22 protein-coding genes are annotated in these 21,169 nt (G+C 72.3%); 12 read left to right on the top strand and 10 right to left on the bottom strand.

Annotation, left to right across the window (positions count from 1 at the left end; all coding sequences use genetic code 11):
* Positions 1-18: 18 nt before the first annotated feature.
* Positions 19-498 (top strand): YbjQ family protein, encoded by a 480-nt coding sequence (locus tag ABZ215_RS29005; protein ID WP_354953076.1) that lies wholly within the window; start codon positions 19-21, stop codon positions 496-498.
* Positions 499-519: 21 nt separating this feature from the next.
* Here the strand turns inward: ABZ215_RS29005 and ABZ215_RS29000 are convergent, their stop codons facing one another.
* The 8 genes from ABZ215_RS29000 to ABZ215_RS28965 all read right to left on the bottom strand — a co-directional run bounded on the left by ABZ215_RS29000 (position 520) and on the right by ABZ215_RS28965 (position 10,420).
* Positions 520-1,896, bottom strand: a complete 1,377-nt coding sequence (locus ABZ215_RS29000; RefSeq protein ID WP_354953074.1) for a beta-N-acetylhexosaminidase — start codon at positions 1,894-1,896, stop codon at positions 520-522.
* A complete protein-coding gene (locus tag ABZ215_RS28995) occupies positions 1,893-2,741 on the bottom strand; it encodes a carbohydrate ABC transporter permease (RefSeq protein ID WP_354953072.1) in 849 nt (282 codons plus the stop codon). The genes ABZ215_RS29000 and ABZ215_RS28995 overlap by 4 nt, the downstream gene beginning before the upstream one ends.
* A complete protein-coding gene (locus tag ABZ215_RS28990) occupies positions 2,738-3,697 on the bottom strand; it encodes a sugar ABC transporter permease (RefSeq protein WP_020420406.1) in 960 nt (319 codons plus the stop codon). Before ABZ215_RS28990 ends, ABZ215_RS28995 begins: the two co-directional genes overlap by 4 nt.
* A gap of 1 nt (position 3,698) precedes the next feature.
* Positions 3,699-4,985, bottom strand: coding sequence for an extracellular solute-binding protein (locus ABZ215_RS28985; protein WP_354953070.1), 1,287 nt, complete (start codon positions 4,983-4,985; stop codon positions 3,699-3,701).
* A gap of 110 nt (positions 4,986-5,095) precedes the next feature.
* Entirely contained in the window at positions 5,096-6,139 is a 1,044-nt protein-coding gene (locus tag ABZ215_RS28980; RefSeq protein ID WP_354953068.1) for a lactonase family protein, read from the bottom strand.
* Positions 6,140-6,149: 10 nt separating this feature from the next.
* A complete protein-coding gene (locus ABZ215_RS28975) occupies positions 6,150-7,532 on the bottom strand; it encodes a gluconate:H+ symporter (RefSeq protein ID WP_354953066.1) in 1,383 nt (460 codons plus the stop codon).
* Positions 7,529-9,109, bottom strand: a complete 1,581-nt coding sequence (locus ABZ215_RS28970; RefSeq protein WP_354953064.1) for a D-aminoacylase — start codon at positions 9,107-9,109, stop codon at positions 7,529-7,531. Before ABZ215_RS28970 ends, ABZ215_RS28975 begins: the two co-directional genes overlap by 4 nt.
* A 9-nt stretch (positions 9,110-9,118) precedes the next feature.
* Entirely contained in the window at positions 9,119-10,420 is a 1,302-nt protein-coding gene (locus tag ABZ215_RS28965; protein ID WP_354953062.1) for an amino acid deaminase, read from the bottom strand.
* A 91-nt stretch (positions 10,421-10,511) separates the two neighbouring features.
* On the opposite strand from ABZ215_RS28965, the gene ABZ215_RS28960 reads away from it, so the two are divergent.
* Positions 10,512-11,255 carry an IclR family transcriptional regulator gene (locus tag ABZ215_RS28960; RefSeq protein ID WP_354953060.1) on the top strand — a complete coding sequence of 248 codons (744 nt, stop codon included), beginning with the start codon at positions 10,512-10,514 and terminating at the stop codon, positions 11,253-11,255.
* 15 nt (positions 11,256-11,270) lie between these two features.
* The gene (locus tag ABZ215_RS28955; RefSeq protein WP_020420413.1) at positions 11,271-11,651 is read left to right on the top strand and encodes a Rid family detoxifying hydrolase; all 381 of its coding nucleotides are present in this window, start codon (positions 11,271-11,273) and stop codon (positions 11,649-11,651) included.
* A 97-nt stretch (positions 11,652-11,748) separates the two neighbouring features.
* Here the strand turns inward: ABZ215_RS28955 and ABZ215_RS28950 are convergent, their stop codons facing one another.
* Positions 11,749-12,117, bottom strand: coding sequence for a DUF1844 domain-containing protein (locus ABZ215_RS28950; protein ID WP_027930669.1), 369 nt, complete (start codon positions 12,115-12,117; stop codon positions 11,749-11,751).
* Between the two features lie 207 nt (positions 12,118-12,324).
* Between ABZ215_RS28950 and infC the strand changes: the two genes are divergently transcribed.
* From infC to pheT, 6 genes are all read left to right on the top strand, one after another.
* Positions 12,325-12,939, top strand: a complete 615-nt coding sequence (gene infC / locus ABZ215_RS28945; protein ID WP_017981979.1) for a translation initiation factor IF-3 — start codon at positions 12,325-12,327, stop codon at positions 12,937-12,939.
* Between the two features lie 73 nt (positions 12,940-13,012).
* Positions 13,013-13,207 carry a 50S ribosomal protein L35 gene (rpmI, locus tag ABZ215_RS28940; protein ID WP_020420415.1) on the top strand — a complete coding sequence of 65 codons (195 nt, stop codon included), beginning with the start codon at positions 13,013-13,015 and terminating at the stop codon, positions 13,205-13,207.
* 70 nt (positions 13,208-13,277) lie between these two features.
* Positions 13,278-13,664: a 50S ribosomal protein L20 gene (gene rplT / locus ABZ215_RS28935; RefSeq protein WP_017981981.1), complete on the top strand. Its 387-nt coding sequence runs from the start codon at positions 13,278-13,280 to the stop codon at positions 13,662-13,664.
* Between the two features lie 14 nt (positions 13,665-13,678).
* Complete coding sequence (locus tag ABZ215_RS28930; RefSeq protein ID WP_272883473.1) at positions 13,679-14,497, top strand: RNA methyltransferase; 819 nt, start codon at positions 13,679-13,681, stop codon at positions 14,495-14,497.
* Positions 14,498-14,593: 96 nt separating this feature from the next.
* The gene (pheS, locus tag ABZ215_RS28925; RefSeq protein WP_354710836.1) at positions 14,594-15,661 is read left to right on the top strand and encodes a phenylalanine--tRNA ligase subunit alpha; all 1,068 of its coding nucleotides are present in this window, start codon (positions 14,594-14,596) and stop codon (positions 15,659-15,661) included.
* On the top strand, positions 15,662-18,181 hold the full coding sequence (gene pheT / locus ABZ215_RS28920; protein WP_354710838.1) for a phenylalanine--tRNA ligase subunit beta: 2,520 nt from the start codon (positions 15,662-15,664) through the stop codon (positions 18,179-18,181).
* On the opposite strand, the gene ABZ215_RS28915 is transcribed toward pheT, so the two are convergent.
* Positions 18,178-18,879 (bottom strand): DNA alkylation repair protein, encoded by a 702-nt coding sequence (locus tag ABZ215_RS28915; protein ID WP_020420419.1) that lies wholly within the window; start codon positions 18,877-18,879, stop codon positions 18,178-18,180. The genes pheT and ABZ215_RS28915 overlap by 4 nt on opposite strands.
* A 121-nt stretch (positions 18,880-19,000) precedes the next feature.
* Here ABZ215_RS28915 and ABZ215_RS28910 point away from each other — a divergent pair, with 121 nt between their 5' ends.
* The 3 genes from ABZ215_RS28910 to ABZ215_RS28900 are packed head-to-tail and all read left to right on the top strand — an operon-like array spanning position 19,001 to position 20,965.
* Entirely contained in the window at positions 19,001-20,575 is a 1,575-nt protein-coding gene (locus tag ABZ215_RS28910; protein ID WP_354953057.1) for an alpha/beta hydrolase, read from the top strand.
* 15 nt (positions 20,576-20,590) lie between these two features.
* Positions 20,591-20,770 carry a hypothetical protein gene (locus ABZ215_RS28905; RefSeq protein WP_354953055.1) on the top strand — a complete coding sequence of 60 codons (180 nt, stop codon included), beginning with the start codon at positions 20,591-20,593 and terminating at the stop codon, positions 20,768-20,770.
* A 15-nt stretch (positions 20,771-20,785) separates the two neighbouring features.
* Positions 20,786-20,965, top strand: coding sequence for a hypothetical protein (locus tag ABZ215_RS28900; protein ID WP_354953053.1), 180 nt, complete (start codon positions 20,786-20,788; stop codon positions 20,963-20,965).
* Positions 20,966-21,169: the final 204 nt, after the last annotated feature.

The following is a 21,169-nucleotide window of genomic DNA, read 5'->3' as shown; positions in this document are numbered from 1 at the left end:
GACGCTACGATCCGCGGCATGAGCCAGCCTTACCAGCAGCAGCCGCGGTTCCCGATCCTGCTGTCCACTATGAACGATTTGCCCGGCTACCGGGTCGTGCGCGTGTACGGCGAGGTGTTCGGGCTGACGGTGCGCAGCCGGAACATGTTCTCCAACCTCGGCGCCGGCTTCAAGGCGATGGCGGGCGGCGAGCTGAAGGGCCTGTCGAAGCTGCTGTCCGATTCGCGGTACGAGGCGCTGGGGCGGCTCTGCCAGGAGGCGATGGCCTTCGGGGCGAACGCGGTGCTGAGCATGCGCTTCGACTGCAACGAGATCGCCCAGACCGCGAGCGAGATCGCCGCCTACGGCACGGCCGTGTACGTGGTGCCCGACGGCACGGACGCAGGCGCGCAGCAGCAGGCCGCGCAGCAGCAGTACCAGCAGCAGCCCCAGACTCAGCAGGCACAGGGGCAGCAGGGACAGGGCCAGTTCCAGCAGGGCTTCGCGCCGCAGCAGTGACCGCGGGCGCCGGCCCGGCCGTCATCGCGGCCGGCCCGGCACGCCCGGCCGCCGCTGCCACGGTCGCGGCCCGTCGAGGGGCCGGTACTCCACGCCGAGTGCGTCCAGCCGCGGCAGGTGGTGCTCGGCCAGCCGCGTGTGGAACTCCGCGCCATCGCGTTCGGGCGGGCTCCACACGACCTCGGCGAAGGCGCACAACCGCGGGAACGTCGCGTAGTCGACCCGCCGCACCGAGTCCAGGTGCTCGGTCCACACCTGCGCCTGCGCCCCGAGCACCCCGGACGGCGGTTCCCAGCGGTGGACGTCGGCCAGGGTCCGCACGAACCCGACCGGGATGGGTTCGTCGTCGCCGTCGGCCTGCCGGTGGTCGAGGTACACCGCCTGCTCGGGACACGCGACGACCTGGCACCCGGCGTCGATCGCCCGTGCCACCTGGGTTTCGTCCCGCCACGCGCCGATCACGGTGCCGGCGGGCAAGGCGGTCCCGGCGTCCAGGACCTCGTCCCAGGCGTGCGCCCGCCGGCCGCGCGCGTGCAGGTGCTCGATCATCCGCGCGGTGAACTTGCCGTGCTCCGGTGTGGCGCCCGGCGCCTCGTCCCCGCCGACGCCGATCACCTCGGACGGAAAGATGTCCAGCACCTCGTCGAAGACCGCACGGAAGAACTCCACAGTGGACTCCGACGGGTCCAGGAGGTCGGTGCTGACGCCCCACGACGTCCACACGTCGAGCTCGCGCCCGCCGCCCAGCTCCGGGTACGCGGCGATCGCCGCGCGCGAGTGGCCGGGCACGTCGATCTCGGGCACCACCGTGATCGCCCGCGCTGCCGCGTAGGCGACGATCTCCCGCAGGTCGTCGCCGGTGTAGAACCCGCCGTGCGGCCGCCCGTCGCGCTCCTGGCCGTCGTGGCGGCCGACCATCGACTCCCGCCGCCACGACCCCACCTCGGTCAGTCGCGGGAACGCCGGGATCTCCACGCGCCAGCCCTGGTCGTCGGTGAGGTGCAGGTGCAGCACGTTCAGCTTGTGCGCGGCGAGCAGGTCGGTGAACCGCAGCACCTCGGCCTTGGTGCGGAAGTGCCGCGCCACGTCGAGCAGGCAGCCGCGCCAGGCGAACCGCGGGTGGTCCACCACCGTCCCGCACGCCAGCTCCGCCGTCCCGCGCAGCGGCACGGCGCGGAACGCGTCCGGCCCGATCAGCTGCCGCAGCGTCTGCCGCGCGTAGAACTCGCCCGCGGCGTCCGGCGCCTCGATCAGCACCCCGTCCGGCCGGATCGTGAGCCGGTAGCCCTCCGCGGGCAGGTCCGCCGTCCGCACCTCGACCGGCGCCGGCCACCGGCACGTCCCGGGCGCGGCGGTGACCGACACCGGCCGGGGGAGCAGCGCGGTCAGCGGGATCACCCCTTCACCGCCCCGGCCATGCCGCCGACCAGCCTGCGCTGCACGAGCACGAAGAACACCAGCACCGGCACGGTCATCAGCGTCGAGGACGCCATGATCGCGCCCCAGTCGTTCTCCTCCGGTTTGAAGAACACCAGGATCGCCTGCGGCAGCGTCTGGTTCTCCGAGCGGGAGATGATGAACGTCTTGGCGAACAGGAAGTCGTTCCACGCGTGGATGAACGACAGCACGCTCGTCGCCACGAGGCCGGGCGCCACGAGCGGGAACAGGATCTGCCACACGAACCGGAACCGGCTCGCCCCGTCCACCTTCGCCGCCTCCTCGAGTTCGGCGGGCACCGCGGCGACGAAACCGCGCAGCATCCAGATCGCGAACGGCAGGCTGAACGCCAGGTGCACCAGCACCAGCGAGCCCAGCTCGTTGAGCCCGAACGCGGGCGCCACCTGCCCCACCGAGCGCATCAGGAAGAACAGCGGGATCGTCAGCGCCTCCACCGGCACCATCTGCGCGACCAGGAGCATCACGAGCAGCACCGTGCGGCCGCGGAAGCGGAACCGGGTCAGCGCCACCGCCGACAGGAAGGCGAACAGCAGCGACAGCGCCACCACGACGAGCGCGACCACCAGGCTGTTGAGGAAGTACCGGCCGAACCCGGACACGGTCAGCACCCGCTGGAAGGAGTCCAGCGACGGTGCGAACGTCCACGGCGCGGCCGACTGCACCTCGCCCGGTGGTTTCAGCGCGGTCAGCACCATCCAGTACAGCGGGAACGCGACCACGGCGGCGACGAGCACGGTGACGATCTCGGCGAGCGTGCGGCCCGGTTTCCGCACCCGCGTCGTCATGCCAGCCCCGCCCGCTGGGACCGGACGTACAGCCCGGTGACGGACAGCAGCAGCACGGTCATCACCACCCCGATCGCCGCGCCGAGGCCGTAGCGCGAACCGGCGAAGGCCTGCTGGTAGGCGTAGACGTTGAGCACCAGGTTCCGTCCCGCGACGCCACCGCCGCTGGTCATCACGTAGATCTGCGTGAACACCTTGAAGTCCCAGATGATCGACTGCACGGTCGCGATCAGCAGCATCGGCCGCACCATCGGCAGCAGCACCGAGGTCGTCGTCCGCCACGCGCCCGCACCGTCCAAAGTGGCCGCCTCGACCACTTCGGCGGGCACCGCGCGGATCCCGGCGTACATGGTCACCAGAACGAACGGGAACGAGCACCAGATCACCTCCAGCGCCACCAGCCCGAACGCGCTGGTGGTGCCGAAGGTCCAGGAGTGCCCGGCCATGCCGCCGAAGCCGAGTGACGCGAGTGCCTCGTTGACCAGCCCGAAATCGGCGTCGAAGAGGAACAGCCAGATGTAGGACCCGGCCACCGCGGGTGTCGCCCACGCGCCGAGCGCGGCGAGGAACAACAGCGTGCGGGGCACCGCACGGACCTTGCTCGCCAGCACCGCCAGCCCGGTGCCCGCCACCAGGCTGCCCACCACGCACACCGCCGCGAACACGACGGTCTTGGCGAGCACGGTCCAGAACGTGGCGCTGCCGAGCAGTTCCACGTAGTTCGCCAGCCCGAGGAACCGCAGCGGCGCGTTGCCCGCCGCCTCGGCCTGCCCGTAGTCGTAGAACGAGATGACGACGAGCTGGTAGATCGGGTAGGCCAGCACCACCAGCAGCAAGATCGCGGCGGGGGCGAGGTAGCGGACGGCGGCGGGGCCGTCCCCGCGCCTGCGGCGGCGCGGGGACGGTGCGGGCGGCGCTGTCGGCGCCTCGGGCGCCAGCAGGTTCGGGGTGGCCACGTCAGCCGCCGAAGGCCTGGTTCATCGCCTCGTTCGCGGCCGCGAGCGCGGCGTCCGGGCTCTTCTCCCCGGTCGCGATCTGCTGCACCGCGGTCGGCAGCACGCCCTGCGCGTCGATGCGCGACCAGGCCGGGCTGGACGGCACGAACTTCGTGCCCGCCTTGAGCGTCGCCACGAACGGCTCCAGGAACGGGTCGCTCGCCGCCACCTGGTTCTGCACCGCGGTCAGGGTCGGCAGGTTGCCCATCGCCTCGTACATCCGCGCCTGGTACTTCGCCCCGGCGAGCAGTTCGGCGAACTCGGTGGCCAGGCTGCGGTGGCTGGTCGCGCGGAACACGCCGAGCAGGTTGCCACCGGCGAACGCGGGCGCGACCGACCCCGGCTGCGTGCCGGGCAGCGGCACGACCGCGTACTTGCCCCGTACCGCGCCGGCTTCCACGGCCTTGCGGTTGAAGTCGCCGCCGATCGTCATCGCGGCCTTGCCCCCGGCGAACGCCTGCACGCTCTGGGTGCCGGTGGAGTTCGCGCACTGCTCCGGCGGGCAGATGCCTGGGCTGAGCAGGCTCGCGTAGGCGCTGACCCCGGCCGCGGTGGCGGGCGAGGTGAGGTCGCCGCGCCAGGCGCCGCCGCTGTTCCGGGCGACCTCGCCGCCGTGGGCCCACACGAACGGCAGCAGCGCGTAGGTGTACTTGCCGCCGACCGAGATGCCGTACAGGTCGGGTCGCGCGGCGCGGATCGCGCGGGCGGTCTCGGTGAGCTCGGCCAGCGTCGCCGGCGGCCGCAGGCCCAGCTCGGCGAACACGTCGGTGCGGTAGTAGAGCGCGCGGATGCCCGTGTACCAGGGGATGCCGTAGGTCTTGCCGTCCGCCTTCGCGGTGTCCAGGACGCTCGCCTGCAGCCCGGCGCCTTCCGGCCAGGCGCGGATGTCCTCGGTGAGGTCGGCGAGCGCGCCCGTCTGGGCGTAGCTCGCGACGTCGGTGTTGCCGAACTCGGCGACGTCCGGCGCGCTGGCGGGATCGTTGAAGGCGCCGGAGAACCGGTCCGCGCGGCCTTCCACCGGGATCCACTGGACGTCCACCTTGACTCCGGCGTGCGCGGCTTCGAATTCCGCGACCGCGTCCTTCACGACCGCTTCCTTGGGCGCGCGGTTCGCCTCGTCGAACAGCCAGACCCGCAGGGTTCCGGTCTTCTCGTCACCACCGGGCCCGGCAGGCCCGGTCTGGGCCGGCGCGCAGGCCGCGGCGGTGGCCACGACCGCGAGCGCGGCGAGGGTACGACGGATTCTCAACGCAGCCTCCGTTGCGTGTCACGCAATGTGCGTTTCGCTATTGGCAACAGAGCCTAAATCGGACGTTCACCTCGCCACAAGGTCTAGACCATTACCACTGCGTAACTCCCTCAGCGGAACAACACGGTGGCGACTTCGGGCGCCGACAGTTCGCCCTCGGCCGCGCCGAGCCGTCCGGTCGCCGGATCGCGGGGCAGCCAGGTGACCGTCCCGGAACGCTGGTTCGACACGTACAGCCGGCGCGCGGACGCGTCGAAGGTGAAGTGGCGCGGCCAGTTCCCGCCCGTCGGCGCCGCCCGCACCGGCGTCAGCGCGCGACCGGTGCGCAGCGCCGCGATCGTGTTCGCGCCACGCACCGAGACGTACGCGAACCGGCCGTCCGGGGACACCGCGATCTCGCCGGGGTAGTCCTGGTCCCGCACGCCCACCGGCACCGCGTCGCCGAGCCGGACCTCGCCGCGCACCGGGTCCCACGTGCCCGGCACGACCGCCGGGTCCAGCTCGCATGCCACGTACAACGCGCGCCCGCCCGGGTGGAACGCGAGGTGCCGCGGCCCGGTCCCCGCGGGCAGCGAGACCTGCTGGTGGGCGACCAGCCTCCCCGCGTCGAGCCGGTAGACGTACACCGAGTCCGTGCCCAGGTCCACGGCCAGCACCCACCGGCCGGACGGATCGGGCACGACCTGGTGCGCGTGCGACTGCGCGCCCGCGTGCCGCACCAGGTCCGTGGCCTCGCCGAGCGTCCCGTCGCGCCGGATCGGGTGCACCACCAGCGATCCCGACGTGTAGTTCGCCGTCAGCAGGTGCAGCCCGGCCACCGACAGGTGCGTCGGACCGGCCCCGAGCGTCGAACGGCTGCCGAGCACCGCCGGCTTCAGCGGATCACGCACGTCGACCGCGGTGACCGTGCCGTCTTCGGTCTCGTTGGTCGCGTACAGCACCTTCCTGTCGGCCGACAACGCGAACCACGACGCGGCGGGCACACCCGGCACGGTGAACCCGCGCCGCAGGCCCGCATCGCCGGCGAGGGCGACGTCCAGGCCTGCGGCGTAACTGCCCACGAAAGCCACCCGCGGCGGCGACGAGGGGACGGTCACCGGAACGGCCAGCAGGCCGGTGGCGCCGAGAAACGTGCGGCGGCGGATGTCCGGCACGGCACTCCTCCTACACGATCGCCATCAGGATCGCGGACATCGCGAACCCCGACACGGACAGGATGGTTTCCAGGACGGTCCAGGTCTTGAGCGTTTCGCCGACGGTCAGCCCGAAGTACCGCGACACGATCCAGAACCCGCCGTCGTTCACGTGCGAGGCGATGATCGACCCGGCGGCGATCGCGACCACGATCAGCGCCAGCTGCGCCTGCGAGTACCCGGCATCGGCCAGGCTCGGCGCGATGAGGCCGCCGGTGGTCACGATCGCGACCGTCGCCGAACCCTGCGCGAGCCGCAGCCCGCAGCTGATCACGTAGGCGGCCGCGATCACCGGCAGGCCACCGGCCTGCAGCGAGTCGGCCACCGCCTTGCCGATCCCGGTCGCCGACAGCACCGCGCCGAAGAACGCGCCCGCGCCCACCACCAGCAGCAGCATCGCCACCGGGCGCAGCGCGGCGGCCGACAGCGCGGACAGCTCCTTGCCGGTCATCCCGCGGCGCGTGCCCAGCAGCCAGGACGCGAGCAGCACGGCGATCGTGAGCGCCACCGCGGGCGTGCCGACGAACGCCGCCACCCCCGCGGCCGCGGAGTTCTTCGGCAGCCAGATGCTGCCGAACGTGCCGGCCAGGATCAGCACCAGCGGCACCGCGATGATCGCCGACACCAGCCCCAGCGACGGCCCGGGCCCCTCCTCGCCGTCCTCGTCGACGATCATCTCCGCCGGAACCTCGATGTTCATCCGCTTGCCGATCCACGACGGGAACACCACGCCGGCGAGGAACCACGCGGGCAGACCGCACACCGCGCCCATCAGGATGATCCAGCCGAGGTCGACGTGCAACAGCCCGGCCGCGGCCACCGGGCCAGGGTGCGGCGGGATGAACGCGTGCGTCATGGACAGCCCGGCCAGCAGCGGCAGGCAGTACAGCAGCAGCGACCGGCCGCCCTGCCGCGCGGCGACGTACACGAGTGGCGCCAGCACGAAGATGCCGATGTCGAAGAACACCGGAACGCCGAAGATCAGGCCGGCCAAGCCCATCGCCAGCGGCGCGCGCTTCTCGCCGAAGGCCCGCAGCAGCGCGCCGGTCAGCACCCGCGCCCCGCCGGACTTCTCCAGGATCGCGCCGAGCAGCGTGCCGAGACCGATGATCGCGGCGATGTGCCCCAGGATCCCGCCGAAACCCTTTTCCAGCAACGAGTCCGACGTCTTCTGCGCGGTGCCGACGATCGTGCCGACCGGCAGCCCGGCCGCCAGCGCGGTGAGCAGCCCGACGATGATCAGGGCGATGAACGGTTCGGTCTTGAACCGGATGATCATGACCAGCAGGACGGCGATCGACACCGCCGCGAGCGTGAGCAGCCCTCCGGTGGAGTGCTGCAGCCAGTCGATCAAGCGGACCTCCTGAGTGAACGGCCGGCGAGCGCGCCGGTGGGCCTGCCGTCGTCGATGGCCGCGACGCCGTTGACGAAGACGTAGGGGATGCCCGCGGCCTGCTGCCGCGGGTCGTCGAAGGTGGCCGTGTCGGCCACGGTGTCCGGGTCGAACAGCACCAGATCGGCCGCGTATCCCGGCTTCACCAGCCCGCGGTCGGTCAGCCGCAGCCGTCGTGCGGCCCGCCCGGTCAGGTGCGCGACGCAGTCGGCGAGGTCCAGCACGCCCAGCTCCCGCACGTACCGCGCGAGGTAGCGGGGGAAGGTGCCCCAGGCCCGCGGGTGCGGCCGGTCGCCGACGAGCAGGCCGTCGCTGCCGCCGGTGTGCGTGCGGTGGCGCATGATCGCCTGCACGTTCTCCTCGTGCCCGACGTGCATCAGGCACGACGTGCCGAGCCGTTCGGAGACCAGCACGTCGAAGTACAGCCGCGCGGCGGGCACCCCGGTGCGGCGGGCGGACTCGGCCACCGAAAGCCCGACCAGGTGGGCGTTTTCGGCCTTGCGCACGCCGTTGATCTCGATGCACTCCCAGTCGATCGGCACGCCGTGCGCGCCGTCGGAACCGGTTTCCTCGATTTCGGCGCGGATCCGCTCCCGCGTCTCCGGATCGGCCAGCCGCTCCAGTGTCGCGTCGATCCCGCCCTCGGCAGCCCAGCTCGGCAGCAACGCGGACAGGTACGTCGCGCCGGGCAGGTACGGGTAGGTGTCGAGGGTGATGTCCACGCCGTCGTCGAGCGCGGCGTCCAGCAGCCGCAGCAGATCCGGCGCCCGGCCCTTGTTGACCGAGAAGTTCATGGTGGCGTGCGCCAAGTGCAGCGGGCACTTCGCGCGGCGGCACACCTCGACCATCTCCGCGAACGCCTCCAGCGCGCCCGCGCCGTAGCTGCGGTGGTGCGGGCTGTAGTAGCCGCCGCGCGCGCCGACGACCTCGCACAGCGCGACCAGTTCGTCGTCGTCGGCGTACATGCCCGGGGTGTAGGTCAGGCCCGAGGACATGCCGATCGCGCCCTCGTCCAGGCCCGTCGCGACCAGCTCGCGCATCCGGTCCAGTTCGGACTCCGTGGCAGGCCGGTCGTCGAACCCGACGGCGAGCATCCGGACGGTGCCCTGCGGGACCAGGTAGGCGGCGTTGACGGCGACGCCGCGATCGAGCCGGTCCAGGTACTCGCCGACCGAGCGCCAGTTCCAGTCGAACCCGGGCGGGTCGTCGTTCCAGCCGGCGAGCTGCTCGCGCAGCGCGGCCAGCGTGGTGTCGTCGACCGGGGCGTAGGACAGCCCGTCCTGGCCGAGCACCTCGGTGGTCACGCCCTGGGACACCTTCGCCAGGTGGTCCGGCGCGGCGAGCAGCTGCAGGTCGGAGTGCGAGTGCATGTCGATAAAACCGGGCGCGAGCACCAGCCCGTCCGCGTCGATCACCCGCGTGCCCGTCAGGCCGGGACCGATGTCCGCGATCCGGCCGTGCTCGACACCGACGTCGGCCCGGAACAGGGGAGCGCCGGTGCCGTCGACGATCCGCGCGCCACGCAGAACGAGGTCCATTGTGGACTCCTAGAAGTAGGTGCGGACGAAGTCCACGACGGTGTCGCCGTCGACCACGGGCAGCAGCGGCCACTTGTCGAACACGGTGCACGGGTGGGACAGGCCGAGCCCGACCCAGTCGCCGACCCGCAGCGGCGAATCCGGTGGCAGCGCGACGAAGGCGTGCTGGTCGTTGAGCGCGGTGACGGTGTGGCCGGTCAGCTTCGCCGGTGGCTCACCCGGACGCCGGTGCCACTGCGGCTCGGGCAGGCCCTCGTCGAAGGAGGCGTCCCGCTTGCCCAGGGTCAGCAGGGCGAGGTCGCCGGTCGGACGCGAGGTCACCTGGGCCCAGGCGCGCAGCGCGGAGCGGAACTGCGGGGTCCCGGCGATGCGCGGCTGCTCGCCGAGCGGGGAGATGCCACGGTAGAAGCCGTCGTCGTGGGTCAGGTAGGCGCCGCTGCGCAGGACCGGCACCACCGGCAGGCCGTCCCAGTCCCCGGTGAGCGCGGCGGCGACCTGGTCGAAGTAGGCGCTGCCGCCTGCCGTGACGATCACCTGGTCCAGCCCGGCGAACAGGCCGCGACGCCCGATCGCGGCGGTGAGCTCGCGCAGGCGACCGAGGTAGGTGTCGACCGTCCGCCGCGATTCCGGGCCCGGATCGTGGGCCAGCGCGCCCTCGTAGCCGCCGGTGCCGGCCAGTCGCAGGGCCGGGCTCGCGTGCGCGGCTTCGGCGATCGACAGCGCGGTGTCCAGGTCGCGCGCGCCGGTGCGCCCGCCGTCGCCGCCCAGTTCGACCAGCACGTCGACCTGGCGGCCTGTCCCGCGCAGCGCCTCGGTCATCAGCTCGACCGACGCGACCGAGTCCACCCAGCAGCTGAACTCGAACTCCGGGTGCGCGTCCAGCTCCGCGCCCAGCCAGCGCAGTGCGGCGGGGTCGACGAGCTGGTTGGCCAGCAGGACCCGGGACACGCCGAAGGCGCGGTAGATCCGCAGCTGGCTCGCGTTGGCCGCGGTGATGCCCCACGCGCCGTGCTCCGCCTGCCGCGCGAACAGCTGCGGCGCCATCGTGGTCTTGCCGTGCGGCGCGAGCCGGACGCCGACCTGGGTGCACCACTCCGCCATGGTCCGCAGGTTGTGCTCCAGCGCGTCCGCCTCCAGGACCACCACGGGACCGACGAAACCGCCGGTGAACAGGCCGGGCCGGCGTGCGGCGGCCTCGGCGAGGGTGAGCCCCCACAGGTCGGCGGGGAGGGATTTGAACCGCCAGTCGAGCCGTTCGCCCGCGATCGCCGCCAGCGCGGCCGGGTCGAGGGTGCACTCGGAGGAAGCCATTCGAACTCCGTTGCGTGTTGTGCAACGCACGTTGCGCAAAATGAATGCGATAGGTGTAGCATCCGGTTCGTGGCAGGTCAATGGAGCGAACGTGAGCCAGAGTCTTGATCGCGGGCTGAGCCTGCTGACCGCGCTCGCCGGCGGCGCGACCACCCTGGACGAGCTCGCCGACGCGCTCGGCGTGCACAAGTCGACGGTGCTGCGGCTGCTGCGCACCCTGGAGGCGCAGCACTTCGTGCAGCGCGAGGGCGCGCGGCACTACCGGCTCGGCAGCGCCCTGTTCGACCTGGCCAACCGCGCGCTGGAGGGCCGGGACGTGCGGCGCGAGTCCGCGCCCGCCCTGGCCGCGCTCAACGACCGCACCGGGCACACCGTGCACCTGGCCACCTACGAAGACGGCGAGGTCGTCTACGTCGACAAGTACGAGGGCAGGCACAGCGTGCGGATGTACTCCCGCGTGGGCAAACGCGCGCCGCTGCACTGCACGGCGGTCGGCAAGGTCCTGGTGGCCGCGCTGCCCGAGGCCCAGCGGGAGAAGGTCGCGCGCGACCTGGACTACCCGCGGCTGACCGCGAACACGATCACCACGGCCGAGGAGTACCTGGCCGAGCTCGCGCGCGTCGCCGAGCGCGGGTACGCGGTGGACAACGCCGAGCACGAGGACTTCATCCACTGCGTGGCCGCGCCGGTGCGCGGACCGGGTGGGGCGGTGCTCGCGGCGGTGTCCCTGTCGGTGCCGAAGGTGCTGCTGGACTACGACGGCCTGCTGGCGCTGCTGCCGGACCTGCGGGCCGCCGCCGAGGACGCGTCCACCCACAACGGGTGGACCCGATGAGGAAGGAACTCCTACATGGCGAAGGTCGCGATCACCACGGAGAACGCCCCCAAGGCCGCGGCGAACTACTCGCCGGCCGTGCGCAAGGGCAACATCCTCCAGCTGGCCGGGCAGGTCGCGTTCGACCCGAAGACCGGGGAGGTCGTCGGCGCCTCCGTGGGTGAGCAGACGCGCCAGGTGTTCCGCAACCTGGAGGCGGTGCTCACCGAGGCCGGCGCCGGCTGGGAGGACGTCGTGATGGTGCGCGCGTACCTCACCGACACCGGCCACTTCGCCGAGTTCAACGAGGTCTACAACCAGCTCATCCCGGAGCCGTACCCGGCCCGCACCACCGTGTACGTCGGGCTGCCGAAGGGCCTGCTGGTGGAGATCGACCTGCTGGCCGTGGTGGACTGATTCCCGGCCGGAATGCTTCCGGGTCGACGCGACAACGCCCGGCAGGGAGTCCCCTGCCGGGCGTTGTCCGGACCTTGTCGTTCTGCGGGCCGACTCGTCAGTAGACGGGGCCGGTGTACTTCTCGCCCGGGCCCTCGCCCGGCGCGTCCGGCACGGCCGAGGCCTCCCGGAACGCCTTCTGCAGCGACTGCAGCCCGTCCCGCAGGGGAGCGGCGTGCACGCCGAGGTACTCGGCCGAGGCGGTGACCAGGCCGGCGAGCGCGGTGATCAGCCTGCGGGCCTCGTCGAGGTCGCGGTGCGGGCTGGTGTCCGGGTCCTCGTCGGCGAGCCCGAGCCGCTCGGCCGCCGCGGACAGCAGCATCACCGCGGCCCTGCTGATGACCTCGACGCTGGGGATGTCCTGCAGGTCGCGGACGGGCGGGGAAATATCGCCCGGGTCGGGCGCGTTGGAACCATCGTCAAGCACGTCTGGTACCCTTCCACGTGCGACCAGTCCCCGAGGAATCGGGGGCGGCAAGTGGAGCCCCGCTCCCACCCGAGCCGCCGCACGAGGCAGCCGGGTCCGGTCCCGCCAACGGGCGTTGCCCGTGGCGGCGGAACGTTCGTCGTAGCCGTCGGACGTGATCGGAAAGCAGGGCCCCGCATCCTGGCCATCAGGCCTGGGACGGGGCCCGTGGTATGTGGGCACCAGGTCGAGCAGGCTAGACAACACACCTCGGACCAAGGAGGCCACATCAGCGCCGAGACACGCATCAACGAACGCATCCGCGTTCCCGAGGTCCGGCTCGTCGGACCGAACGGCGAACAGGTCGGCATCGTCCGGATCGAGGATGCGCTCAGGCTCGCCCAGGAAGCGGATCTCGACCTCGTCGAGGTCGCCCCGCAGGCGCGCCCGCCGGTCTGCAAGCTCATGGACTTCGGCAAGTTCAAGTACGAGAGCGCGCAGAAGGCCCGCGAGTCACGCCGTAACCAGCAGCTCACCGTCATCAAAGAGCAGAAGCTGCGCCCCAAGATCGACCAGCACGACTACGAGACGAAGAAGGGGCACGTGTCCCGCTTCCTCGCCGCGGGGAACAAGGTCAAGGTGACCATCATGTTCCGCGGTCGTGAGCAGTCGAGGCCGGAGCTGGGTTTCCGGCTGCTGCAGAAGCTCTCCGAGGACGTGGCCGAGCTCGGTTATGTGGAGGCGTCCCCGAAGCAGGACGGCCGCAACATGATCATGGTGCTGGCGCCGCACAAGAACGCCAAGCCCAAGCAGAAGGCCGCCAAGGAACCCGTCGACTCCTGACGGGCGCCGCGACCGACGCAGTTCGCAGCACACCGGGATCTCCGGTGTGCTGCACCATGAAAGAGAGCACTCAATGCCGAAGATGAAGACGCACAGCGGGACCTCGAAGCGGATTCGGGTCACCGGCAGCGGCAAGCTTCGCCGCCAGAAGGCCGGCCGCCGCCACCTGATGGAGAAGAAGTCGAGCCGGGTCACCCGCCGCCTGGAGGGCACCGGCGAGGTCGCCAAGAACGACGTCGGCCGGGTCAAGCGGCTCCTCGGCCGCTGACGCCTCTCCTCTTCCGCCGTAAACCCCCCGGGGCGCCGACCGCGCCCCCTGAGATCGACAGGACGGACCCGTGGCACGCGTCAAGCGGGCGGTCAACGCCCAGAAGAAGCGTCGCGCAACTCTCGAACTGGCCAGCGGTTACCGCGGCCAGCGCTCGCGGCTGTACCGCAAGGCGAAGGAGCAGATGCTCCACTCGCTCAACTACGCCTATCGGGACCGCCGTGCCCGCAAGGGTGACTTCCGCCAGCTGTGGATCACCCGCATCAACGCGGCCGCCCGCCAGAACGGCGTGACCTACAACCGCTTCATCCAGGGCCTCAAGGCCGCTGGTGTCGAGGTCGACCGCAAGATCCTCGCCGACCTCGCCGTCAACGACCCCGCGGCGTTCACCGCGCTGGCCGAGCTGGCGAAGCAGAACGTGACGACCGGGCCGAGCGACGAGAAGAAGTCGGCCTGAGCGAGCACACCGATCTGACCCGGCCCGGGGCGGCTCCGTTCACCGAACGGACCCCCCGGGTCGTTGCTGCGCGGCGCCTGACGCGCCGCGCCGAGCGCGACAAGACCGGCCGGTTCCTCGCCGAAGGCGCCAACGCCGTCGGCGCGGCACTGGCCCGCGATCCCGGCGCGGTGCACGAGCTGTTCGTCACCGACCGCGCCGCCCAGGCTCATCCGGACCTGGTCGACGCCGCGGGCGAAGCGGGCGTGCGGGTCTCGCCGATCACCGACCGTGCCGCGGCCGGGCTGTCGGAAACCGTGACCCCGCAAGGGATCGTGGCCGTCTGCTCACTGCTCGACCGTCCCCTCGACGGGCTGCTCGGCAGCACCGCCACGCTGGTCGCCGTGCTCGACGGCGTGGCCGACCCCGGCAACGCGGGCACCGTCATCCGGGTCGCCGACGCGGCGGGCGCCGACGCGGTCATCCTCACCGGCGACAGCGTCGACCCGCACAACGGCAAGTGCGTCCGCGCCTCCGCGGGCAGTCTCTTCCACCTCCCTCTCGCGCGTGTGCGCGACACCGCCGCGGCGCTCGCCGCCTGCCGCGAGGCCGGGCTGCGCCTGCTCGCCGCCCACGGCTACGCCGAGACCGAGCTGGGTTCGGTCGACGCCGCCGCGCCCACCGCTTGGGTCTTCGGCAACGAGGCCCACGGGCTCTCGCCCGAGGTCCTCGCCGCCGTCGACCTGCCGGTGCGGATTCCGCTCTACGGCGCGGCGGAAAGCCTCAACCTGGCCACGGCGGCCGCCGTGTGCCTCTACACCAGCGCGATGGCGGCCCGTCGTCCGGCCGGGTGACGCGCCGGTCCCGGATCGCGATCGCCTAGAATCCACCGGTAATCGTCACGTGTGCACCTCGCACGGCGGATCCCGTCCAGCGGACACCGAGGAGTTATGTCCGGAGCCACCGAGAAGCAGGACCTGACCCCGGCCGAGGCAACCTCGCCCGAGACCCTGGGGGCGGCGGTGAAGCACGCCGAGGCCGAGTTCCAGGCCGCAGGCGACCTGGACGCCCTGGCCGCGGTGAAGCCGGCCCACCTGGGTGACCACTCGCCGCTGATGCTCGCCCGCCGCGCCATCGGCTCCCTGTCCAAGCAGGAGAAGGCCGAGGTCGGCAAGCGGGTCAACGAGGCGCGCCAGGCCATCCAGGCCGCGTTCGACGCCCGGCGGGCCACGCTGCTGGCCGAGCGGGACGAGCGCGTCCTGCGCGAGGAGGCCGTCGACGTCACGCTGCCATGGGACCGGATCCCGCGCGGCGCGCGGCACCCGCTCACCACGGTGAGCGAGCGGATCGCCGACGTCTTCGTCGCCATGGGCTGGGAGGTCGCCGAGGGCCCCGAGCTGGAAGCCGAGTGGTTCAACTTCGACGCCCTCAACTTCGCCAAGGACCACCCCGCCCGGCAGATGCAGGACACCTTCTACGCCGGTGAGCCGGGCTCCGGCCTGGTGCTGCGCACGCACACCTCGCCGGTGCAGGCCCGCACGCTGCTGCACCGCGACCTGCCGGTGTACGTCGTCTGCCCCGGCCGCACCTACCGCACCGACGAGCTGGACGCCACCCACACCCCGGTGTTCTCGCAGGTCGAGGGCCTCGCGGTGGACAAGGGCATCACGATGGCGCACCTCAAGGGCACCCTGGACGCGTTCGCCCGCGCGATGTTCGGCGAGAAGTCCAAGACCCGGCTGCGCCCGCACTTCTTCCCCTTCACCGAGCCCTCCGCCGAGGTCGACGTCTGGTTCGAGGAGAAGGCGGGCGGCCCCGGCTGGGTCGAGTGGGGCGGTTGCGGCATGGTGCACCCGAACGTGCTGCGTGCCTGTGGCGTCGACCCGGACGTCTACTCCGGCTTCGCGTTCGGCATGGGCATCGAGCGGACCCTGCAGTTCCGCAACGGCATCCCCGACATGCGCGACATCGTCGAGGGCGATGTCCGCTTCACCCTTCCCTTCGGAACGGAGGCCTAAGTGCGAGTCCCCGTCAGCTGGCTGCTCGAGCATCTGGATGCCGGCGAGGTCGGACCGCAGGAGCTGGCCGAGGCCTTCGTCCGCATCGGCATCGAGGTCGACGAGGTCCGGCCGCTGGACCAGGTCACCGGGCCGCTGGTGGTCGGCCGCGTCGCCGAGATCGAGGAGCTGACCGGCTTCAAGAAGCCGATCCGGTTCTGCCGGGTCGACGTCGGCGAGGAGGCCTCCGAGGACGAGCCCGCCGACGACGAGGGCCCCTCGGGCATCCGCACCCGCGGCATCATCTGCGGCGCCACCAACTTCGTCGAGGGCGATCTGGTCGTCGTGGCGCTGCCCGGCACGGTGCTGCCCGGGCCGTTCGAGATCACCTCGCGCAAGACCTACGGCCGCGTCAGCGACGGCATGATCTGCTCCGCCCGCGAGCTCGGCCTCGGCGACGACCACACCGGCATCCTGGTGCTCCCGCCGTCGACGGCCAGCCCCGGCGACTCCGGCCACGAGGTGCTCGGCCTCGGCGACACCGTCCTGGAGCTGACGCCGACCCCCGACCGCGGCTACGCCCTGTCGGTCCGCGGGCTGGCGCGCGAGCTGGCCGCCGCGCTCGACGTGCCCTTCGGCGACCCGGCCGCGCTCGACCTGCCGCCCGCCGAGGGCGAGGCCTGGCCGGTCGAGATCGAGGACCCCACCGGCTGTGACCGGTTCGTGGTGCGCCGGGTGACCAGCCTGGACGCCGGAGCCCCGACCCCGTGGTGGATGCGCCGCCGCCTGCTGCTCGCCGGGATCCGGTCGATCTCGCTGGCCGTGGACGTCACCAACTACGTCATGCTCGAGCTGGGTCAGCCGCTGCACGCGTGGGACACCGCGTCGCTGCAGGGGGGCCTGGTCGTCCGCCGCGCGAAGCCGGGGGAGAAGCTCACCACCCTCGACGACGTGGAGCGCACGCTCGACGCCGACGACGTCGTGATCGCCGACGAGCGCGGCCCGGTGTCGCTGGCGGGCACGATGGGCGGCGCGAGCACCGAGATCAGCACCGAGAGCACCGACGTGCTGATCGAGGGCGCCCACTGGGACCCGCCGTCGATCAGCCGCACCGCGCGGCGCCACAAGCTGTTCTCCGAGGCCGCGAAACGGTTCGAGCGGTTCACCGACCCGCAGGTCTGCGCGGCCGCGGTGGAGCGGGCCTCCCGCCTGCTGCGCACCTACGGCGACGGCAGCATCCAGCCCGGCCGCACCGACGTCGGCTCCGTCGAGCCGCCGTCGCCCATCACGATGCCGATCAGCCTGCCCGACCAGATCGCCGGCGTGCGCTACGAGCGTGGCGTCACCGTCCGGCGGCTGAACCAGGTCGGCTGCAAGGTCACGGTCGGCGCGGGTGACGACGGTGTCGCGACGGTGACCGCGACGCCGCCGAGCTGGCGTGGCGACCTGAAGCAGCCTGCCGACCTCGTCGAGGAGGTGCTGCGGCTCGAGGGTTACGACAGCATCCCGTCGGTGCTGCCCACCGCCCCGGCCGGCACCGGTCTGAGCGCTGCGCAGCGGCGCCGCCGCACCGTGTCGCGGGCGCTGGCCGAGGCCGGTTACGTCGAGGTCCAGCCGTTCCCGTTCGTCGGCGAGACGGTGTGGGACGCGTTCGGCCTGCCTGCCGACGACGTGCGCCGCAAGACGGTGCAGGTGCGGAACCCGCTGGAGGCGGACAAGGACCGCCTGGCGACGACCCTGCTGCCCGGTCTGCTGGAGACGTTGCAGCGCAACGCTTCCCGCGGCTTCAAGGACCTCGCGTTGTTCCACATCGGACAGGTCGTCCTGCCCGGCGCGAGCCCCGTGCCGATGCCGGAGCTCGGGGTCGGCGGACGCCCGACGGACGAGGACCTGGCGCAGCTGGAGGCGGCGGTGCCCGCCCAGCCGCAGCACGTGGCCGTGGTGCTCGCCGGCCAGCGCGAGCAGGCCGGCTGGTGGGGCAAGGGCGAGCAGGCCGGGTGGGCCGACGCCGTCCAGGCCGCGCGCCTGGTCGGCCAGGCCGCCGGTGTCGAGCTGCGGGTGCGCAACGCCGAGCTCGCGCCGTGGCACCCCGGCCGCTGCGCCGAGCTGCTCGTCGGCGACTGGCCCGTGGGGCACGCCGGTGAGCTGCACCCCAAGGTGATCGAGGCGCTCGGCCTGCCCAAGCGGACCGTGGCGATGGAACTGGACCTGGACGCGATCCCGCTGCAGGACCGCAGGCCGGCCCCGGTGATCTCGCCGTACCCGCCGGTGCTGCTCGACGTCGCGCTGGTCGTGGACGCGAAGGTGCCCGCCGCGGATCTCGCTGAGGCACTGGTGGCCGGCGGCGGCGATCTGCTCGAGGACGCCTCGCTGTTCGACGTCTACACCGGCGACCAGGTCGGCGAGGGCAAGCGGTCGCTGGCCTACAAGCTGCGTTTCCGCGCCCCGGACCGCACGCTCACCGTGGAGGAGGCGACGCAGGCGCGCGACGCCGCCGTGGCCGAAGCGGCCTCGCGCCACGGCGCGGAGCTGCGCGCCTAGGGCCGTCCACCGCCGAGGTGTTTGAGCGCTTCCCGCACTGACAACGGCGACAGTGCGGGATGCGCCTCGACGAAGGCGCGCACCCAGTCCGGCTCGGTGCGCGCGTAGTCGCGCAACGCCCAGCCGATTCCCTTGCGCAGGAAGAAGTCCCGGTCGTCCTGGTTGGCCTCGATCGCCGATGCCAGCAGGTCGCGGTCGGTGTCCGCCTTGGCGGTCACCTGGCAGATCACCGCCGTCCGGCGCCGCCACTTGTCCTCGTCGTGGGCCCAGCGCCGCAGCACCGGCGTCATCCGCTCCCGGTCGGCTCGCAGGATCGGCCCCACACGGTGGATGGCGACGTCGTCCACGTAGTCCCACCACGCGCCCGTGACGATCATCTCCTCGTAGAGCGGCATCAGCGTGTGGTCCTGAAACCGCGCGTAGGCCCGGTGCCCGGTGAGGTCGATCGCCAGGTAGCGCTCCTCCCGGAAGGCGGCCTCGCGCCACAGCGCCAGGACCGCCGCGACGAACGATTCCCGGTCCGGCAGCGGATGTTCGGCGAAGACGCGCCGCGCCAGCTTCGCCCGCTCTGGTTTGTACACGCCCCGGAAGTCCATCTCGGACTTCAGGTACCGGCGCATGTGCGCCGCCTTCACCGGATCGGCCAGCTCCGCCAGCCCCGAGCGCGCCGCTCGGACCAGTTCGTCTGCGTCGTCCATCCGCAGTTCCTTCCCCGTCGGGTGGCATCCAGGATCCCGCCGCGAGTCGGCTGGCGGAAAGCGCCGTGATCCACGATCTTGTCGTGAGGTTCTGACCGCACAGTCGACGAGAAGGAGCACTGTGAGCAAGCTCGTGCCCGCGATCCTCGCGGCCGGTGCGCTGGCGAGTTGCCTGGTGGCGGTGCCCGCGGCCGCCGCACCGCCACCGCCCGCCGAGTTCACGCCCGCCCCGATCAGCTGGGGCCCGTGCGGAGCGGCCGGCCTGGCTCGCGCCGGCGCCGAATGCGGTTTCCTCGAGGTGCCGATGGACTACCGGGATCCGGCCGGCGCGAAGATCTCGCTCGCCGTCTCGCGCGTCCGCCACACGAGCGCCGACTACCAGGGCGTGATGCTCGTCAACCCCGGCGGTCCCGGTGGCTCCGGGCTGGCGCTGTCGACGATCGGCCGGGCCGTGCCGAAGGACGCGGGTGCGTCCTACGACTGGATCGGCTTCGACCCGCGCGGCGTCGGGACCAGCAAGCCGGCGCTGTCCTGCGACCCGGAGCACTTCGCGTACAACCGCCCTGCCTATGTGCCGTCCACACCGGACTTGGAGCGGACCTGGCTGCAGCGCTCCCGCGACTACGCCGCGGCGTGCGAGAAGAACGGCCCGCTGCTGCGGCACATGCGCACCACCGACGTCGCCCAGGATCTCGACAGCCTGCGCAAGGCGCTGGGCGCCGAGCAGATCAACTACTACGGCTTCTCCTACGGCACCTACCTCGGCCAGGTGTACGCCACGCTGTACCCGCAGCGGGTCCGGCGGATGGTGCTGGACAGCAATGTCGACCCACGCAAGGTGTTCTACCAGGCCAACCTGGACCAGGACGTGGCCTTCGACCGCAACATCAAGATCTACTTCGACTGGATCGCCCGCCACGACGACGTCTACCACCTGGGCACGACGGGCAAGGCCGTCGAGGACCTGTGGTACGCCCAGCAACGCGAGCTGACCCAGGCGCCGGCGGGCGGCGTGATCGGCCCGGCGGAGTGGACGGACATCTTCCTGCAGGCCGGCTACTACCAGTCGACCTGGACGGGACTGGCCGAGGCCTTCGCGGGCTGGGTGCACCAGCGGGACTGGCAGACGCTCAAGACCCGCTACGACAAGACGAACTCGCCCGGCGACGACAACGGGTTCGCCGTCTACAACGCCGTGCAGTGCACCGACGCGCCCTGGCCGCGGAACTGGACCACCTGGAAGGTGGACAACTGGATCACCCACGCGAAGGCGCCGTTCGAGACCTGGGGCAACGCCTGGTACAACGCGCCGTGCCGCACCTGGCCGGTGCCCGCGGGCAAGCCGGCCGACGTGGACGGCCGTGATGTCGCGGGCGCACTGCTGATCGGGGAGGAGCTGGACGCGGCGACCCCGTTCGAGGGCAACCTCGAGGTGCGCCGCCGGTTCCCGCAGTCGAGCCTGATCGCGGAGCCGGGCGGCACCACCCACGCCGGTTCGCTGTCCGGGAACGCGTGCGTAGACGACCGGATCGCGGACTACCTCGCCAGCGGGGCGCTGCCGCCGCGGCAGAGGGGCAACGGCCCGGACGCGGTCTGTGAGCCACTGCCTGAGCCGGTGCCGGAGGGCGCGCCCGGCACCCGTGCGGACCGGGGCGGGCCCGGGCAGCCGGCGGAGCTGCGCGACGCGTTGCGTTAGCGAGCGCCGGTCCGCTTGGCCGGTGTGGTGCGGCTGCTGCTCGCCACCGGGGCGTTGCCGCCGCGTCAGAGGCGCAACGGCCCGGACGCCGTCCGCGAGCCACTGCCCGAGCCGGTGCCGGAAGGCGCGCCCGGCGCCCGTGGGGGTCGCGGCGGATTCGGGCAGCTGGTCGAGCTGCGCGACGCGTTGCGTTAGTGAGCGCCGGTCCGCTTGGCCGGTGTAGTGCGGCTGGTGCTCGTCACCGGGGCGCTGCCGCTGCGCCGGAAGGGCAACGGCCCGGACGCGGTCTGTGAGCCACTGCCCGAGCCGGTGCCGGAGGGCGTACCTGGCGTCCGTGCCGAGCGGGGCGGGTTCGGGCAGCCGGCGGAGCTGCGCGAGGCGCGGCGTTAGCGAGCGCCCGCCCGCGGGGCTGGCGCAGTGGGGCTGGTGTCCTCTACCGGTGCGTTGCCGCCGCGGCAGAGGGGCAGCGGCCCGGACACGATCTACGAGCCACTGCCCGAGCCGGTGCCGGAGGGCGTACCTGGCGTCCGTGCCGAGCGGGGCGGGTTCGGGCAGCCGGCGGAGCTGCGCCAGCGGGCGCCGGTCCACGTTGCC

This window comes from Amycolatopsis sp. NPDC006131, assembly GCF_040614175.1.
GTDB lineage: Bacteria > Actinomycetota > Actinomycetes > Mycobacteriales > Pseudonocardiaceae > Amycolatopsis_E > Amycolatopsis_E tucumanensis.
This window is presented reverse-complemented; position numbering and strand designations above follow the sequence as displayed.

Bases quoted from the DNA above. Each gene is read 5' to 3' on its own strand.
- ABZ215_RS29005 (WP_354953076.1), top strand. From the start codon at position 19: ATGAGCCAGCCTTACCAGCAGCAGCCGCGGTTCCCGATCCTGCTGTCC.
- ABZ215_RS28995 (WP_354953072.1), bottom strand. From the start codon at position 2,741: ATGACGACGCGGGTGCGGAAACCGGGCCGCACGCTCGCCGAGATCGTC.
- ABZ215_RS28970 (WP_354953064.1), bottom strand. From the start codon at position 9,109: ATGGACCTCGTTCTGCGTGGCGCGCGGATCGTCGACGGCACCGGCGCT.
- ABZ215_RS28965 (WP_354953062.1), bottom strand. From the start codon at position 10,420: ATGGCTTCCTCCGAGTGCACCCTCGACCCGGCCGCGCTGGCGGCGATC.
- ABZ215_RS28955 (WP_020420413.1), top strand. From the start codon at position 11,271: ATGGCGAAGGTCGCGATCACCACGGAGAACGCCCCCAAGGCCGCGGCG.
- rpmI (WP_020420415.1), top strand. From the start codon at position 13,013: ATGCCGAAGATGAAGACGCACAGCGGGACCTCGAAGCGGATTCGGGTC.
- pheS (WP_354710836.1), top strand. From the start codon at position 14,594: ATGTCCGGAGCCACCGAGAAGCAGGACCTGACCCCGGCCGAGGCAACC.
- ABZ215_RS28915 (WP_020420419.1), bottom strand. From the start codon at position 18,879: ATGGACGACGCAGACGAACTGGTCCGAGCGGCGCGCTCGGGGCTGGCG.